Annotated in this window: 13 protein-coding genes and 1 pseudogene; 6 read left to right on the top strand and 8 right to left on the bottom strand. The window is 42.0% G+C overall.

Going from position 1 to position 15,307, the window contains the following annotated elements; all coding sequences use genetic code 11:
* Positions 1–9 precede the first annotated feature (9 nt).
* The 4 genes from rplX to J8L97_RS11180 form a co-directional block, all read right to left on the bottom strand.
* Positions 10–324, bottom strand: a complete 315-nt coding sequence (rplX, locus tag J8L97_RS11195) for a 50S ribosomal protein L24 (protein WP_138593398.1) — start codon at positions 322–324, stop codon at positions 10–12.
* Between the two features lie 10 nt (positions 325–334).
* The gene (gene rplN / locus J8L97_RS11190; RefSeq protein WP_010363768.1) at positions 335–703 is read right to left on the bottom strand and encodes a 50S ribosomal protein L14; all 369 of its coding nucleotides are present in this window, start codon (positions 701–703) and stop codon (positions 335–337) included.
* A 752-nt stretch (positions 704–1,455) separates the two neighbouring features.
* Positions 1,456–2,274 carry a phytanoyl-CoA dioxygenase family protein gene (locus J8L97_RS11185; RefSeq protein ID WP_211049746.1) on the bottom strand — a complete coding sequence of 273 codons (819 nt, stop codon included), beginning with the start codon at positions 2,272–2,274 and terminating at the stop codon, positions 1,456–1,458.
* A 91-nt stretch (positions 2,275–2,365) separates the two neighbouring features.
* Entirely contained in the window at positions 2,366–4,318 is a 1,953-nt protein-coding gene (locus J8L97_RS11180) for an AsmA family protein (protein WP_211049743.1), read from the bottom strand.
* 317 nt (positions 4,319–4,635) lie between these two features.
* Here J8L97_RS11180 and J8L97_RS11175 point away from each other — a divergent pair, with 317 nt between their 5' ends.
* Positions 4,636–5,802, top strand: a complete 1,167-nt coding sequence (locus J8L97_RS11175) for a hypothetical protein (protein WP_211049739.1) — start codon at positions 4,636–4,638, stop codon at positions 5,800–5,802.
* Between the two features lie 265 nt (positions 5,803–6,067).
* Positions 6,068–6,739: a TorF family putative porin gene (locus J8L97_RS11170; RefSeq protein WP_211049736.1), complete on the top strand. Its 672-nt coding sequence runs from the start codon at positions 6,068–6,070 to the stop codon at positions 6,737–6,739.
* 58 nt (positions 6,740–6,797) lie between these two features.
* Here the strand turns inward: J8L97_RS11170 and J8L97_RS11165 are convergent, their stop codons facing one another.
* Positions 6,798–7,685 (bottom strand): aldo/keto reductase family oxidoreductase, encoded by an 888-nt coding sequence (locus tag J8L97_RS11165; protein WP_211049797.1) that lies wholly within the window; start codon positions 7,683–7,685, stop codon positions 6,798–6,800.
* Positions 7,686–7,693: 8 nt separating this feature from the next.
* A pseudogene (gene purT / locus J8L97_RS11160) lies at positions 7,694–8,879 on the bottom strand (formate-dependent phosphoribosylglycinamide formyltransferase).
* A gap of 185 nt (positions 8,880–9,064) precedes the next feature.
* Between purT and J8L97_RS11155 the strand changes: the two are divergent.
* Positions 9,065–10,087: a sulfite exporter TauE/SafE family protein gene (locus J8L97_RS11155; protein WP_211049733.1), complete on the top strand. Its 1,023-nt coding sequence runs from the start codon at positions 9,065–9,067 to the stop codon at positions 10,085–10,087.
* Positions 10,088–10,095: 8 nt separating this feature from the next.
* Here J8L97_RS11155 and J8L97_RS11150 read toward each other — a convergent pair whose 3' ends face one another.
* Positions 10,096–10,767, bottom strand: coding sequence for a fumarylacetoacetate hydrolase family protein (locus tag J8L97_RS11150; protein ID WP_312037153.1), 672 nt, complete (start codon positions 10,765–10,767; stop codon positions 10,096–10,098).
* A 119-nt stretch (positions 10,768–10,886) separates the two neighbouring features.
* On the opposite strand from J8L97_RS11150, the gene J8L97_RS11145 reads away from it, so the two are divergent.
* A complete protein-coding gene (locus tag J8L97_RS11145) occupies positions 10,887–11,564 on the top strand; it encodes a nitroreductase family protein (RefSeq protein WP_211049730.1) in 678 nt (225 codons plus the stop codon).
* A 112-nt stretch (positions 11,565–11,676) separates the two neighbouring features.
* Here the strand turns inward: J8L97_RS11145 and J8L97_RS11140 are convergent, their stop codons facing one another.
* Positions 11,677–11,979 carry a helix-turn-helix transcriptional regulator gene (locus tag J8L97_RS11140; protein WP_211049727.1) on the bottom strand — a complete coding sequence of 101 codons (303 nt, stop codon included), beginning with the start codon at positions 11,977–11,979 and terminating at the stop codon, positions 11,677–11,679.
* Between the two features lie 132 nt (positions 11,980–12,111).
* Here J8L97_RS11140 and J8L97_RS11135 point away from each other — a divergent pair, with 132 nt between their 5' ends.
* Positions 12,112–12,459 (top strand): rhodanese-like domain-containing protein, encoded by a 348-nt coding sequence (locus J8L97_RS11135; RefSeq protein ID WP_210996845.1) that lies wholly within the window; start codon positions 12,112–12,114, stop codon positions 12,457–12,459.
* A 168-nt stretch (positions 12,460–12,627) separates the two neighbouring features.
* Positions 12,628–15,189 (top strand): serine hydrolase, encoded by a 2,562-nt coding sequence (locus tag J8L97_RS11130; protein WP_211049724.1) that lies wholly within the window; start codon positions 12,628–12,630, stop codon positions 15,187–15,189.
* Positions 15,190–15,307: the final 118 nt, after the last annotated feature.

Genomic DNA, 15,307 nt, shown 5'->3' with positions numbered 1-15,307 from the left:
CTCCAACTATTAGATAGTTTTACCAGTAGATTTGAAGATACGTAATTTCTTACCGTCTTCAATCTTGAAACCTACACGATCCGCTTTACCAGTTTCCTGGTTGAAGATCGCAACGTTTGATACGTCGATTGACGCTTCTTTCTCAACAATACCACCAGCTTGTTGCAACTGCGGAACAGGCTTTTGGTGCTTCTTGATTAAGTTAATGCCTTCGACAAATACTCGACCAGCTTCAGTTACAACTGAAAGCACTTTTCCGCGCTTACCTTTGTCTTTACCGGCTAGTATAATTACTTCGTCATCACGACGGATTTTTGCTGCCATGATAGATTCCTTATAGTACTTCTGGGGCTAGTGAAACGATCTTCATGAACTTTTCAGTACGCAGTTCACGAGTCACAGGGCCGAAGATACGAGTACCAACAGGCTGTAAGCTATCATTTAAGATAACAGCCGCATTGCTATCGAAACGGATCAAAGAACCGTCCGGACGACGAACGCCTTTTCTAGTACGCACAACTACCGCGTTTTTAACATCACCTTTCTTCACTTTACCGCGAGGAATAGCTTCTTTAACAGAAACTTTAATGATGTCACCAATCGCTGCATAGCGACGGTGCGAACCACCAAGGACTTTTATACACTGCACTTTGCGAGCGCCGCTGTTATCAGCAACGTCCAGCTGAGTTTGCATTTGGATCATCTGAATGAGCTCCGGTGTAGTTTTAACACGCTTTAATTTGTTTAAAATCAAAGCACTTCGATTAAATACCACTCAAAAAACAATTACATTGTCGTTCAAGGGCGGGCAATTGTACCAGCAAAGTGCTAGGTTGGATAGCTCAATTTTTAATTAATTTACGTATTCCACCGAGTTTCGCTGAGTACTTTTCTGATATGAGGACAAGGGGTTAGTTTTTCAAGATAGAAATTCAAACACACTCAACAGGTTAACTTTTAACCAGCTATTTTGCATTTTATAAAAAACTGTATTTAACCTCAGGTTTGGATAAGGATTTTGGAATAGAAGATGTTTTGAAAACACACTTACGTACAATCCAATGATGATATTTAGCTCAATATCAAGGCGCTTTTATGCAGTAATAGCGGGCTATTACAAATGAAAGCAACGCCGAGAGTGAGAAAAATAGCTTTATTGGGCAAATTTGCTTATCCTGAACTGAGGTTATTTAGCTACTCAATTTAGTTACTCGACGCCCAACCTCTTCATTATTTGCAACAATGCCAGCAAACATTTTTAACGTAAGCTTTATACGCAGAGCAAAGCTCTTACAGATAAACTCCACCAATTACCACCGAGATTGACCGCCTCTTTTTTTGCGCTACTGTCTGATGTTGCCATTCGTGATTTTAACACCCCCCCGTTATTTCCCCTAGTTAACGGCCCATTTTATGTCGTGTATCTTCCTATTCAACAACCCTTATTGGGGGTGCTCAAAACTTAAAGCAATACTCAGCAGGTTCTATACGCAGTTGCTCTTGATAAAAGTCTGTTGGCAGTACAATGGCATTTGAGTCATTACCAGTGGCCTTCGATTTAAGCTGTTCCATCAATCTGACTCTTTGATTAAGCCAATGCTCACTAAAGCGTGGATTGTTTTTTAAATGAGAGACAGCCCTAAACTCAAAATAAATCGTTCGCCGAAGGTCATTCGTTAATTGCTTGTCTGAGCCATGCACGGTATTAACATGGTGAATAACCACATCTCCCGCCTTTACCGCTATATTTTGACTTGCCACAGAACCCTGCTCCACTGCCTCTTTGAATTCACATACACTGTGTGCTTGCATCTGTGAACCAGGGATCACTTTTAATGCCCCTTGCTCTGCGAGTGAATCATCTAAATAAATCCCCATTGTCACAATCCTTTCATCTGATCTCACAGCCATGTCTCTATGCCAGTCAAATGACTCTGTGTTAATAGGGTCCTTGATCACAAGCGACTCATAAACGGGTAATACGGGTTCGCCAATCAATGCTTCAGCCACGTTGAGTACATTTAAATGGGTCAGCAAAGATGCAAAGTGTGCTTGATATCTAAATAAGTCATTAATACGAGATATTGATAGCTGCCCGCTTTGTTTATACACGGCAATATTGTTGAGGTCTTTTCCTTGCATAGCCATCACTTTTGCATCAAATAGCAGTTGCTGTGCGTAGACTTGAAGTTGTGCTAACAACGCTGCTTCAATGCCTTGCTCAATGACGATATAGCCTTGCTGAGAAAATTCATTTTGCCACTGTTGTTTCATATCTAAATATACCTTTTTATTTTTATCCATATATGAAATAAAGGGCCGGTAAATCGGCCCTTTATTTAATACGCACTCTATATGTAACCGATTATCCCCCAAAAAGGCCTTTGAATTTATCTTTCAATTTATCCTTTAATTTGTCTTTCACGGTATCTTTTGCGGCACTACTTATATCTATATTGACATCGACCTTATGAAAAGGCCCTTTAATGCGCAGCGGCACTTTAAAGCCGGTGCTTTTATCCGCACTGGCTTGCCCTTCAACAGTATCGACAATACCGGTAACCAAACGATAATTAACATAAGTTTTAGGTAAATCCACATCACCAGAACCACTGATCCGTATGAGCGGACTCGCTAAGCTCAAATCATTGTTATGGCCAACACCGTTTTTGAATACAAAGCTGCCGGTTAATGCTGAGAAATCGGTTTTCTGTTGCGGATCGTAGTCGGCATTTAAACCGTCTTTCAATGATGAGAAGTCACCTTTAAGCATCTCTTTGGCTTTACGAGTCATTTCAGCGATATTGGCGCCTTTAACCCCCCCATCTTTAAAGCTAAACGCCATCTTACCCGCAAGTGCTGAAACGAATTGCTTTTGACTTTGTCCGTGAGTTGTTAAGTTCCAATCGATACTGCCTTTGCCCAATACTTTATCAAAGCCAACGGCATCGGTAAGTAAAGGTTCCGCATTGATGTTTTTTAACGCAAAATTTGTTGCGACTTTATAAGGACTGGCTGTTGCATCCACTTTCACAGTGCCTTTACCGCTCCCTTCATACGCGTTGAACTCGTCTAGACCTAGTTGCACAACGCTATTTTTGAGTCGCAATGAAAATTGATTCTTGCCCAACGTAATATCGTGGGCTTTTAAACCCGTAGAACGCACCACAACGTGCGCATTAAGTTGCCCCAATGCCGATAAATCAATTGGGGAGTCATCCCACACTATGGGCTCACTTGGTGTTTGAGTTTCGGCTTTTTCTGAGGTTTTTCGCTCTACTGGTTCAGGAAGGTAAGGATTTAAATCTAACATGCCTAAATCAATATTAGCGTTAATATCCGGTTTTTCCCCCAGTACAATTTTGCTTTGGCCTTTGATTTCTAACTCATCAAGTTTGGCAACCAAAGACTTCAGCGTAAACGTATTGCCAACAAACGACATACTTCCAGCAACACTAAATCGATTAAACGCGTTGCCTTTAGCTGATAACGCCATGTTTTGCCATTGAGTTATCGCTTTAACTGAGTCGCCAGCAAGGGTTAATTCGCCTTGAATGTTTTTACCTTGCTGCGCAATGACACCGTCGAACTCAACATTTAGTAATTGCGAATCAAGGCGCTGCTGAACACTGAACGTTTCTCCAACAATGGCCTTAGCGGGTGTATCAACCACCGAAGTCAATTCAAATTTCTGTGCTTGATAAGTAATTGCACCATTGATTGTCAATGTTTTATACAAAGACGGCAACTGAATACTTAAGTCAAGCTCATCGACGCGATGCTGTGTGCCGGTTTGGCCATCAATGTAAGCAATTGAGCCACCATAAATGGCCACTTCACCAAGACTGATATCAAAGCCGCTGGGTAATGACACAGCTGAGGCCGTTTGTGCATCTGGTTCTTGTGCAGTAACAGAACTATTTGGTTGGGTCGGAAATAGCTGCCAGTTGGGCTGGCCTTGTTTATCAGTTTCTAGCGTTATTGTTGGGTTATTAATAACAAAACGCTCTAATTTAGCCTCGCCTGATAGTAACGAAAGCCAAGGAATATGCACTGATAATTGCTCCATAGCGAGCATATGTTCGGTACTTCCCGATGGCATATTTGCAAAACGCACATTATTTAAGGTGATATTTAAGCTGGGCAATATCGATACCGTGCTATCACCCGCTATTTGCAAAGTCCTACCGGTTGTCGACTCAACTTGCTGTGATATTTCGTCAATAATCGTCTGTGTTGGTATCAAAAATGGCGCTGCGACTGCCACACCCACCACTACGACAACCAAGCCGCCAACAACTTTAACTACTGCGTTCATACTTTTCCCTATAAATCTGATTTGCGCTATGTCTATATAGTAGCCTTGCTACGCTATAAAATCATCAATGAGTTTGTGAGAGAATGTAGTCCAGTGCACAAATCAATGTGATTGAAAAACAAGTATTTCATCTTATAAACACGTGCCTAAACGCACTCATTACCTAACAATCCCCCAATTTGCTGGCACAATTATCTATTTCGGTGATTGTAACTTTCACATTCTTCGGTATGATCCACGGCCTTGTCTGTTTAGCTCACTATTGGCTAAACTATTATGATTAAAATATATGCATATGTGTGGAGGCTCTCGCCAATATGAAGAAGTTGCTTATTTCCCCATCAAAAATGGCTCTAGGTGAACAAGAAAGTCAGATTTACCAAAATATTTTAAAACAGGCCACCGAGATAAGCTTAAACCTCATGGCTGTTAAAGTTGAGCAACACCCAGAAGACTTTTTAAGTTGGTGTTATGAGCTATATGATATTGCTAAAAATCGTATCAACTTTGATTTGCTAGATGATCATCAGTTGCCTACAGTCAAAAAGCTTCAAGACTTATTAGGATCAGCCATCAGCTTTTTACAACTGAAAACGTTGCGTGTCACTCCATGGCCTGTACTGACCGGTTTCGTAACACAACATAGCGATGTGCTCGCACTTGAAGAACAACTCAAACTCACCGACTACATTGCAAACTTACGTGCAACACCATTGAAAGAAATGATTGTAGAAGACCGTTTAGCCTTTAGTGGTAAACATGCTGCTTCACTTGATCCTAGCATTTATAATTTTGATGTGGAGTGGTTTGCTTCAACTAAAAATGCCAAAGGCTTCCACCAATTATTTGCAGATCTCCCTGGAGAGTTTGATACTGCACTCGCATACATTCCACTTGAAGGTGGGGTCAGTGAGCAAGATTATCAGCAATTTATGGTTGCCTATCTAACCGCCTTTGCTAACAGTGATGAAAAACCAACTCTGGCACCAGCTACCCGCTTACTTGCGATGCGTCGCCCTGATGTATTTACACCCATCACCAATGCGAAACTAGACGCTTTATGTTCTTCTTTAGGTATCACTAAACTAAACAATCGTGATTTTGAGCGCTATTGGACAGACATTGTTATGACAATTCACGCAATGCCTTGGTTTACTATGACCTCACCTGCAGATGAATTTGAGCAGCAGCTTGCCAGTATCAAAGCGTTGATCCCTTGTTGGTTTTATCATGCAGACAAAGAAACCGCCAATCAGTCTAACTACATAAAATTACTAAACAAGCCAGCACGCAGTGCAAGCTCAGGGACTAGAAAAGCAGTGCGTCGCGGTAAAGAATCTGCCGAAATTTTAGTTGACCGAGCACTCAGTGATGAATCAATCCCTGAACATATTCGCGATAAACGTGACTCAATTGTGGCTGAAGTAGAAAAAGGCCGCAGTGTTGATGAGACCATCTCATTAATGCGTGCTATTTTTGGCTAACACGTCTGTGTGTGGCTCGCAATGAGCCATACACGCGCATTATGACTGTTAATAGAGCGATATCTGCATTGCGATATACCCGTGCAACTTTTCTTTCTTTGCACCACATTTGAGCAACTTTTTTACAACAACTTACCCCTTCACCCTAGCAAGAATAAAAAAATCAACTATACATCAATATATTGAACTAAAAATTCTTTGCTTTATTGCAACTGGCGCAACCATTGCAATATTCATGGCATCTCTAGCGCATTGAGGAATTACAATGAATAAACTACTATCACTAATCGTTGCATCATCATTTATGAGCGTTACTTCGTTTCACTCGATGGCCGAAGTCACCGCAAACGTCGCAGCCAGCTCGAATTACTTTTGGCGCGGTATAACACAAACCAAAGATGGCTCAGCAGTATCCGGCGGAATAGATTATAGCGACGACTCTGGGTTCTATGCAGGTACTTGGGTATCCAATGTCGACTTTGGCAATAAAACCAGTTATGAACTTGACCTATATGCTGGTTTCTCTGGCGAGCAAGGTCAATTTGGCTACGACGTAGGTTACATACACTATGCCTACCCTGATGCTGAGGGGAGCATAGATTTCGGAGAGCTATACGGCGCCTTAAGCTGGCAATGGTTGAGCTTTAAAGCAAGTTACTTAACGCATGCACAAGAAGACCAAAGTACGGAGGAAGAAATGCTGTATTTAGAGTTGGGCGCCAGTTTCACGATATTGAATGACACAGATCTGTCGTTCCATATTGGCCGCTCAAGTGGTGATACCGTTTTAGAGTGGACCAGTGAAGATGACGCTTATATGGACTATGGCGTCAGCGTCGCTAAAAATGGTTTTACCCTTGGCGTCGTCAAAACCGATTTAGATGCTGATGATGATGTCAAAGCCTATGTGAGCTATGGCCTCGACTTTGAGCTCTAGGTTCAAAATTCTTAATACATATTTTTAATTTAAAAAGGGCCCGTGAGCCCTTTTTTCTTTATGGCACACTGTGCCCTGTGGAAGCTTGCCATATTCGGTACCACTGCTCTCTATCCATGGATAAAGAAGCACTCTCTAGTGCCGCTTTAACTCGTGCGAGATTGCCGGTGCCAAGCACTATAGAAGGTTTACTGGGCAAAGTGGCCAGCCAGCAATAAACCACCTGATCGATTGACTTTGCCCCTATCTCCTGTGCGACCTCGCTTAATGTCGTCTGCAACCGTAACGCTTTTTCATCACGATTACTAAACAGTCTTCCTCCTGCCAATGGTGACCAGAGCATAGGATGTATCCTTAGCTGCTGACATTGATCGAGTGTGCCATCGTCTAGCCCCTTCATTTCATAAGGTGAGCATTCAATTTGATTGGTTACAAGTGGAAAATCACAGCGAGATTGCAGCATAGATAATTGAGCTGGGGTAAAATTAGACACACCAAAATTCAAAACATCACCTTGACGCTTCAGTTGATTAAATGCCTTCGCCATTTCGTCAGCATCCATCAGGTAATCAGGTCGGTGGATCAGTAAAACATCTATTCTATCGGTATTAAAATGCTGTAAAGACTGTACTACAGAAGCCATTATATGCGTATAACTTGAATCATAGTGATTTGCTTTACCTGCCAAACCGGTTTTAGCGATCGCCGGACGAATACCACATTTGGTAATAATCTTTATCTCATCTCGAATACTGGGCGCCAATTTTAATGCTGCACCAAATGCAGCCTCACACTCATATTGACCATAAATATCAGCATGATCTGTATGAGTTATGCCCAGTTCAATACATTCTTTCAAAAACGACACACATTGCTGATCAGACAGCTGCCAATCTAACAAACGCCAAAACCCCATTACTAAGGGGTCAATCACTCGAGAACTCATTGTTTCACTCACACGTCTACCTGTATTTTTTCAATTATATTTTTAGCTTTATTCACTGCTCGCTCAACAGACTCATCACGCGCAAGCGCCACCCCCATACGACGAGTACCCGCAACTTCGGGCTTCCCAAACAAACGAATATCGGTGTGCGATTCGCTCAATGCCTCTGCCACGTTGTCAAACGCCACGCGATTTGAATTCCCTGTTACCAAAAGCACACTGGATGCTGAAGGCCCTGAAAAATGAATATGCGGAATGGGCAAACCTAAAATAGCACGTACATGAAGTGCAAACTCACTTAAATCTTGTGATATCAAGGTCACCATACCAGTATCATGAGGTCGAGGTGACACCTCACTAAAAAAGACCTCATCACCTTTAATAAACAGCTCTACCCCAAATAACCCACGCCCACCTAACGCATCAGTCACTAAAGTTGCTACGGCTTTGCTTCGCTTTAGCGCCAAAGCACTCATAGCTTGTGGTTGCCAGCTTTGTTGATAATCACCGTTTTCTTGTACATGCCCTATTGGCTCACAAAAACTCGTGCCTGCAATATGACGCACTGTTAATAACGTGATTTCATAATCAAACTCAACAAAGCCCTCAACAATTACGACCTTGCCCAGCCCGACCGCCCTCTTGGGCATGCTGCCACGCCAATTCGATATATTGAGAATGCTTAACAACACTTTGCCCTTTCCCTGATGAGCTCATGATTGGTTTTATTACACATGGAAAACCAATTTCTGCAACGGCACGCTTAAAGTCATTTAAGGTATCAACAAATTGATACTTTGAAGTCGGTATATTGAGCTCTTCCGCTGCCAATCGACGAATACCTTCACGATTCATGGTTAGCTGAGTTGCTTTTGCACTGGGGACCACAGTAAAGCCTTGTGCTTCCAGCGCGACTAACTTATCCGTAGCTATGGCCTCAATCTCAGGCACGATATAATCGGGTTGCTCTAGTTGAATGATGCGTTCAAGCTTGTCACCATCTAGCATAGACAATACATAGCACCTATCAGCCACTTGCATGGCGGGGGCATTGTCGTATCTATCTAAGACAACCACTTCACATCCTAAGCGTTTAAATTCGATAACCACTTCTTTGCCAAGCTCTCCTCCCCCACATAGCAAAACCTTGCATGCAGATATAGAAAAAGGCGTGCCTAACTTTCTTATTTTCATAATATTTCCTTGGTAAGGTAGAGTCGTATTCTATAGTGACTAATAAAAAAATGCTTGAGTAGTAAAGGTTTATTACAGTAAAAACGCTGGGTGACAAGTTTTTATAATGATGAATAATCAGCCAACCTTGATCCCTGTGGAGAGAACGGGCACAATACCCGCACCAAGTAAATGGAATGTTATTAATGTTAAGTACACAACCAAGGATTCAGGGACTTTACTGGTTTACACTTGTCGTTGGGCTATTATTTTGGGCCAGTAATTACTATTTATATTTCAACGTCGAACAGCTCATAGCCAGCTGGAAAACAGGCTTAACAATGTTATTCGGCTCGTTTGTCGCCGGATCGACACCATTAGGCGGTGGCGCCGTTGCATTCCCCATTTTAACTAAAGTGCTTGCGGTATCTGCTGAAGACGCAAAGGTGTTTTCACTGTTCATTCAATCTATCGGTATGTCATTTGCAACGCTATTCTTTATCAGTAAAAGAATAGAAATTGACTGGAAAACACTCAGTTACGCTCTGGTTTTCTCAGCCTTAGGGCAATTTGCATGCTTATTTATTCATATCGAAAGCGGCCTAGTTATCAAGCACATGTACACTTGCTTTTTATTACTGGTTGCAATTATATTGCTTGATAGCTTTACCCATACACCTAAGATATATCACCTTATTTTTGCGCGTAAAAGACTGGCAACTGCGGCATTTATTGGCGGGGTGGTCAGCGGCTTCTTAGGGGCAGGTGCTGATACATTATTGTTTTTTTATTATGTCATTCTGATGAAGCAACCTGCAAAAAAAGTGATCCCCACAACGGTTGCTTTGATGGCCGGCAACGCGATCATTGGTTCTGTACTCGTCTTATCCAGCAACACTGTACCTTCACCATTTGTGATATCTAGCTGGTTTTTTGCTGCACCTATCGTGGCCATAGGCGCGCCATTAGGCGGGCTTATTATGACAAAGCTTCCGGCAAAATCTATTCTCGCCATGGTTATTTTTATTATTGCTTTAGAGGCCGTTACTACCCTCACACTACTACCAATTAATTGGCTGGAAGCTACCATGGTCTATTTGCTATTGGGGTTATTGCTGGTCAAAATAAAAATCGAGATATTCTTTACACGATACAAACCTGGGGTACAAAATATCATTCTCACAACCGGGCTCATTAGCCGACGAACCCGTATTCCCCCCAAGCCTTAAAGTCTCTGTTATGTAATAATCGTGGTGCTGCTATATTTTTCACCATTTTCATACTGCAGCTGAAGTTTATCGCCGTGGGCAAGTGAACCGACACCTGCTGGAGTTCCTGTCATAACAATATCACCTGGGTAGAGTGAAAAAACCTGCGCAATATTTGCTATGAGTGCCTCAACCGAGTTGATCATCAAAGAAGTGTCACCGTGTTGCTTGAGCTCTCCATTAATCCAAAAACGATATTCACTGTCGTGTAAGTTGTGATGCTGTGATACCGGCGTAAAAGGCGTCAATGCACAACTCCCATCGTAGGCTTTCGCCCGCTCCCAAGGTAACCCTTGGCTTTTTAAACGTGTTTGTACACTACGTAACGTTAAATCTAACCCTAAGCCAATGCCAATCACAGCATCTGCATAATTCACGGTATCTCGGTCAACGACACTGCCAATTAGAATAACTAACTCTGCTTCATAATGGTGCTCACCTAAATCCTCTCGCAATGTTATTTCACTGCCAAATGATTGAAAACTACTGCTGGGTTTCATAAATAGCAATGGCTCATCAGGAATTGGGTTATTGAGCTCTTGTACATGGGCCACATAATTCCGGCCAACACATATTGCCTTCCCTACAGGCAAGTCAATGATCCTTCCATCATCCCATGTCGCTTGATATCGCATATTCATTTACTCTCTGTATTTAATTAATTACATCACACATTCACATTTTTATAACGCATGTTGCGCCTCAGCACTGCACAGGTTATAACTTGCCCATATACTAACTAAAAAAATCAGGTGATCCTATGAAAGAGCATGCCAATATACCTCTGAGTGATTTTGTTGAATATCCTCAAGAGGAAATGCTGCAACGTGCTAATGAATACTTAGCAAACACCAAACGCCGTCATTCAATCCGCAGTTTTAGCGACCGCCCCGTCCCTCAGGACATCATTGAAGCATGTATAAAAACAGCCGCGACTGCGCCAAGCGGGGCAAACCATCAACCTTGGCACTTTGTCGCAATTCATAGTCAAGATGTCAAACAGCAAATTCGTCACGCAGCGGAAGAGCTAGAGCAATCATTTTATGAAGGCCGCGCAGGAGAAGAATGGTTAGATGCATTGAAACCTTTGGGTACTGACGCACAAAAACCGTATTTAGAGCATGCCCCATGGCTCATCGCGGTATTCAGTCAGAAGAAAGGCGGCATCCAAACCGAAGATAAAAATACCAATTACTATGTCCATGAATCTGTCGGACTCGCGACGGGGTTTTTAATTCAAGCGCTGCACAATGCTGGTCTTGCTACACTCACACATACTCCAAAACCAATGAGCTTTTTAACCGATATCTGCGGTAGAGACCGTGACAATGAACGCCCGTATATGTTGCTAATTGCCGGTTACCCCGCTGACGATGCCACGGTGCCAGAGCATGCTCTGGTGAAAAAGCCGTTCGATGATATTGCGACCATTTTATAGCTCAAACACTCACTCACATCTTTCGATGCTGAGTGAGTCATTGTATCTGTGGCACTCAATCACAATACCCGCTAAAAAAGTGCCATGACCAACAAACTAACACCGCGTATACTCAAGGCTCTTTCAAACAAAAAAGTTGATACAGTGACGTGATCAACGCAACCACTTTTTCATCACTTATCATGTAGTAAATCGTTTGTTTCTCTCTACGCGTGCTAACAATGTTTGCCTTTCTTAAACTCGCCAAATGCTGAGACAAAGCTGATTGTGAAAGCAGGACTTTATGATTAAGCTGCCCAACACTCATTTCGTTTTCAACAAGACTGCATAAAATCATCAACCGATGCTTGTTTGCCATCATTTTCAACAAGCTTGCCGCCTGCTCAGCATTGTCTGCCATATTTGCGAGAGTCATACACCTGCCTATGTCAAATAGTATACCTTTAGTATAGTGTTCTAGCGCGCTTCAGTCTAACATTAGAACTTGCTAATATAGTGATAACAAATATACTTAACATTCTATAAGTAAACTATATCAAGGTGCCTCATGCTCACTAGCGTACAAGATGTCTTAAAAACAGTTAGCCCTAATCAACGCTGTATCAGTGCAACACAAGCTAAAGTTGAACTATCAAACAAAGAAAGTTTACTGATTGATGTTAGAGAACCTAATGAGCATCAACAACAAGCAGTAACACATGCTATGAACATACCCCGAGGGCTGCTTGAATTTAAGCTACCAAATATAGAAAAAGATGCGCAAAAACCCATCTACTTACATTGTGCGACAGGCGGGCGAGCCATATTTGCCGCTGAACAGCTAACACGATTAGGCTACCAAGATATTAGTGTTATTACCTGTAAATTTGCAGAGATATACGACGCCTTTAAATAATTTATCTTATGCTCGACTCTCTTTAACACAGTGGTTACGCCTTTTTGTATAAAACTGTAGGGACCCATTAACGCTTCATCACAATTGCTTAATAATTACTCACAGCATCTTCCTTATGCACATGTATAAAATATCTTCAACGTTACAAATGTGCAAAAGGAACCGGTTATGTTTGAAAAAACGAGATTCATAGGAATACTGCTAACCACACAACTGTTACTCGCTGGGTGCAACAGCCATAACGATAACAAAGATCAAGATCCCTTATTAGGTATTTGGAACAAAACAGCCTATGGGGAAGTGTTAGAAATCACCAAAGATAAGATCAGTCGATTCGAGTATAACCAACACGGTTGCATGAACACTCACTCATTTATCAGAGGAACAGCACTCCCTACCGAAATTGACCAACTTAAACGACATTCTAATAACGAATTACATGTTGCTTATCAAGGAGAGTTAGTCATCTCCCGGTTTGATAAAGTAACAGGATTGCCAACCTCTTGCTTAACACCTATAGACACCACCAATGACATACCTGCAGTCCAAACCTTTGACTACTTTTGGCATACATTTAATGATTATTATGCATTTTTTGAATTAAGGAATGTAAATTGGCAAACACAATACGAGACATTTAGACCTCGTGTTACAAATGCAATGAGTAAAGAAGCCTTGTTTGAGGTGCTTGCGGCTATGATTGCGCCGTTAAAAGACGGCCATGTCAGCCTCAGCTCTGACTTTTCAGCATTTTCGGTAGGCAAACCCTCTCCACTATTTGACGCAATACAAGGGTTGGCGAATAGCGCGTTACGACACGGTGAGCAACCCAATGAGCAAGCTGTCACGCACTACATATTGTCTACCTATGAAAATACACTCACTCAATATATCTCACCATCAAGTCTGAATACATTTCCAACGGGTGATACATTGAAAACCTTTATTTGGGGTAAAACCGCTGACAATGTTGGTATATTGACTATCAACAACATGGCGAACTTCCATACGCATCCTCAAGCAACATCGACTGAAAACATGGCTGCACTGGAGCGTCATTTAGATAAAATCATGCTTGATTTGGCCGAAACTGAAGCTCTTATTCTAGATATTCGTATCAACACCGGCGGCAGTGATGACTTAGCGTTGACTATCGCACAGCGATTTGCGACCCAAGACATTCTGGCTTTTAATAAACAAGCCATCAACAAAACCGGCTTGGGTTCACCATATCGTTCACTTGTGAAACAACATAATACCCCGTATAACAAGCCTATCTACTTGCTTACTAGCCAAATCACCGCAAGTGCTGCAGAAGTATTTGCGATGGCGATGCTACAGTTCCCTCATGTAACTCAAGTAGGTGAAGAAACTTCTGGAGAATTCTCAGATATTCTCTCTTTCAATCTGCCAAATGGGTGGGAGGTCGGTCTCTCAAACGAAGTATATCGTAATGCTCAAGGCGAAAACTTTGAGCAAGCAGGCCTACAACCCAATATTGATGTATCCGCCTTTTCAAGCTTTGAACTTGAGTCTAATCGGTTTGAAAGTTATGACCATGTACTGTCTTTATTAAATAAACAAAGCTACCTCCCGATTAGCGTTACGACTTTTGAAGAGCAGGTTAATCGTATTATGTCTGAGCATAACTTACCCGGACTATCGGCTGCAGTGATACATAATGGCTCAACGGTATTTGCAGGAGGCTTCGGTGTTAAAGACTTACAACATTCGCCAGTGTCAGTCGATACGCCTTTTTTCTTGGCTTCAGTGACCAAAACACTGGTTGGCGCCACCCTTGCTCAAGCAGTTCACAATAAGCAAATATTGTTAGACGAGGCCGTCGCGCCTTTATTGCCGTTCCCACTCTTTATACCCAAAGAACAAGCTGAACAAATTTCACTACGCCATCTTATCACCCATACCAGTGGCATAATTGACAACCCGCAAGTCTACAATTGCACATATTACGTGTTAGATAACTATGTAAGCTTATATAACCTAATGACGCAAAGCAGTAACTGCGTTAACCAAGTGTATCCGAGCTTACCCAACTTATTCGAGCAATACTTAACACGTAGTGGAGAATTAAACAGTCCCCAAAATTTCATTCATCAATACAACTTATCTGTTGGTGAGGTCCAAGTTTACTCGAACATCGCAACATCATTAGCAGCGTATGCACTTGAAAAAAAAACCAACGAGTCATTTACTGAACTCTCGCACCGTTATGTATTTTCGCCGTTAAACATGCAAGACACGAGTTGGGGACTCGCTATACCCTCAAACGACGTTGCCCAAAGGCTTTATATAGATCCAGAAACGATGCAACCAATGCAGTTCCCAAATTACCGCACCATTACGTATGCAGATGGCTCTGTTATTTCCACAGTGAACGACCTTACGAAGTTTTTGAAAGCCACAATGAATCAAGGGGTGTTAAATAATAAGCAAGTACTGCCCGCTAAGGTAGTCGAAGATATGCTGTCATCGCAAACAGATGTGCCAACATCAAGCCGAGATATTGGTTACTTCTGGAATTTAGATGGAGCCATTATTCACCACGATGGTGCTGATCCTGGTGTGCTCACCTACCTCATTGGTGATACACATACTCAAAATGGTATTGTTTTACTCAGTAACGGAGATTTTAATTCTGATTCCCATAGCGAAGCACTCTCACAAATAAAAGCACTGGCACTGCGTCTTGCATATACATATCAAAAATAAAGACAATGGCGGGGTAATACGTACCTCGCCAATTTACTACGCTTATTTAACCTCAGGTTTGGATAAGGGTTTTGGAATAGGAAATATTTTGAAAACAAACTTACGTACATTCCAATGA

The organism is Pseudoalteromonas sp. MMG012, assembly GCF_018100875.1.
Lineage (GTDB): Bacteria > Pseudomonadota > Gammaproteobacteria > Enterobacterales > Alteromonadaceae > Pseudoalteromonas > Pseudoalteromonas aurantia.
Note: the sequence above shows the minus strand (reverse complement) of the source record. Positions and strands in the feature narration are given on the sequence as shown.

What these genes read in the sequence shown, in the direction of transcription:
- J8L97_RS11145 (WP_211049730.1), top strand. Translation starts at nt 10,887, where the DNA reads ATGAAAGAGCATGCCAATATACCTCTGAGTGATTTTGTTGAATATCCT.
- J8L97_RS11170 (WP_211049736.1), top strand. Translation starts at nt 6,068, where the DNA reads ATGAATAAACTACTATCACTAATCGTTGCATCATCATTTATGAGCGTT.
- J8L97_RS11180 (WP_211049743.1), bottom strand. Translation starts at nt 4,318, where the DNA reads ATGAACGCAGTAGTTAAAGTTGTTGGCGGCTTGGTTGTCGTAGTGGTG.
- J8L97_RS11150 (WP_312037153.1), bottom strand. Translation starts at nt 10,767, where the DNA reads ATGAATATGCGATATCAAGCGACATGGGATGATGGAAGGATCATTGAC.
- J8L97_RS11155 (WP_211049733.1), top strand. Translation starts at nt 9,065, where the DNA reads ATGTTAAGTACACAACCAAGGATTCAGGGACTTTACTGGTTTACACTT.
- J8L97_RS11140 (WP_211049727.1), bottom strand. Translation starts at nt 11,979, where the DNA reads ATGACTCTCGCAAATATGGCAGACAATGCTGAGCAGGCGGCAAGCTTG.
- J8L97_RS11135 (WP_210996845.1), top strand. Translation starts at nt 12,112, where the DNA reads ATGCTCACTAGCGTACAAGATGTCTTAAAAACAGTTAGCCCTAATCAA.
- J8L97_RS11175 (WP_211049739.1), top strand. Translation starts at nt 4,636, where the DNA reads ATGAAGAAGTTGCTTATTTCCCCATCAAAAATGGCTCTAGGTGAACAA.
- J8L97_RS11185 (WP_211049746.1), bottom strand. Translation starts at nt 2,274, where the DNA reads ATGAAACAACAGTGGCAAAATGAATTTTCTCAGCAAGGCTATATCGTC.
- rplX (WP_138593398.1), bottom strand. Translation starts at nt 324, where the DNA reads ATGGCAGCAAAAATCCGTCGTGATGACGAAGTAATTATACTAGCCGGT.
- J8L97_RS11165 (WP_211049797.1), bottom strand. Translation starts at nt 7,685, where the DNA reads ATGAGTTCTCGAGTGATTGACCCCTTAGTAATGGGGTTTTGGCGTTTG.
- J8L97_RS11130 (WP_211049724.1), top strand. Translation starts at nt 12,628, where the DNA reads ATGTTTGAAAAAACGAGATTCATAGGAATACTGCTAACCACACAACTG.
- rplN (WP_010363768.1), bottom strand. Translation starts at nt 703, where the DNA reads ATGATCCAAATGCAAACTCAGCTGGACGTTGCTGATAACAGCGGCGCT.